Here is a 1,588-nt window from a genome sequence, read left to right on the forward strand (position 1 = left end):
TAGTACTCCAGCAGGATTTCGGTGTCTGACCTGGTCTTTTCGCCGAGTGGCGGGAGTGTAGCGGGACTTCGGCCGTGCGGGGGCGGTCTCACGGAGACCGCCCCTCGATCGTGCGACAACGCCGCAGGTAGTGACAGCGGCGGGGCAGCCTCCGAGGGTGATGACCGAGTCTGCCGCCGCGCAGTGGGACCTCGAACTGGATGACCTCTTCCTGGCCGTCGGGCACCGCTTCGGCCGGGTCGAGCCCCGCCGCCGGATGCGGGACTACGTGCGCGGGCTGCTCGCCCCGGTAGCCCGTAAGAACAGCTGGCAGCTGGCCGAACAGGCCGGCCACTCCACCCCTGACGGCCTGCAGCACCTCCTCGCCGGATCGAAGTGGGAGCCCGATGACATCCGCGACGACCTGCAGGAATACGTCGCCGACAAGCTCGGCGAGGGCGACGGTGTCCTGATCATCGACGACACCGGGTTCATCAAGAAGGGCACCACCTCCGCTGGGGTCCAGCGCCAGTACTCCGGAACCGCCGGCCGGACCGAGAACTGCCAGATCGGCGTCTTCGCCGCCTACGCCACCACCCGTGGCAGGGCTCTGGTCGACCGCGAGCTCTACCTCCCGAAGTCCTGGACCGAGGACCGGGAACGCTGCCGCACCGCAAAGGTCCCCGACGAGCGGGAGTTCGCCACCAAAGGCGAACTGGCCCGGCACATGGTGCTGCGGGCCCTGGCCTCGCCGCTGCCCATTGCCTGGGTCACCGCGGATTCCGCCTACGGCCAGGACAACCGATTCCGCCGGCTGCTGGAACAGTCGGGTGTCGGCTACGTGCTGGCCGTCCCCAAGTCCCAGTTCAGCGTGGGCTGTTCACGGATCGAGGGCCTGTTCGCTCAGGCACCCGCCGAGGCATGGGAGAAGATCTCATGCGGCGACGGCGCGAAGGGGCCCCGCGTCTATCACTGGGCAGCGGTGCGGCTGCCGGCCGTCACCGAGTTCGACTATCAGAGGGAGGTCCCTCACCGGATGCGGTGGGCACTGGCCCGGCGCAGCATCAGCAAGCCCGACGAGATCGCCTACTACCTCGCCTACGCACCCCTGCAGGTCACCGTCCAGGAGCTGGTGCGGGTCGCCGGGGCACGCTGGGCGATCGAGGAGTGCTTCCAGGCCGCGAAGAACGAGTGCGGCCTGGATCAGTATGAGGTCCGCCGCTACGTGGGCTGGTATCGGCACGTCACTCTGGCCATGCTCGCGCACGCCTTCCTGGCCGCCACGGCCCACCAGTCCTGGGAAAAGGGGGTGGAACAGGTGAGACACCCGGGCTCATCGGGCTCACAGTGGCGGAGGTTCGGCGACTCCTGGCAGCTTGTCGTGCCCGGCCCCCGCACCTGAGCGGACACCGCGGACGACACCACGCGCTGAGCTGGTCGAACTGGCGCCGTCAACGCCAAGCAGTCGCCCGCCGCTGTCACTACCTGCGGCGTTGTCGCACGATCGAGGGGCGGTCTCCGTGAGACCGCCCCCGCACGGCCCAAGTCCCGCTACACTCCCGCCACCCGGCGAAAAGACCAGGTCAGACAGCGAAATCCTGCTGGAGTA

At 68.6% G+C, this 1,588-nt stretch carries 1 protein-coding gene; it reads left to right on the forward strand.

Translation table 11 applies throughout. The features are described 5' to 3' along the window. Positions 1 to 160 precede the first annotated feature (160 nt). A complete protein-coding gene (locus ACFWBD_RS41450) occupies positions 161 to 1,381 on the forward strand; it encodes an IS701 family transposase (RefSeq protein WP_385679407.1) in 1,221 nt (406 codons plus the stop codon). Positions 1,382 to 1,588 lie beyond the last annotated feature (207 nt).

This window comes from Streptomyces sp. NPDC060002 (genome assembly GCF_042737245.1).
Classification (GTDB): Bacteria; Actinomycetota; Actinomycetes; order Streptomycetales; family Streptomycetaceae; genus Streptomyces.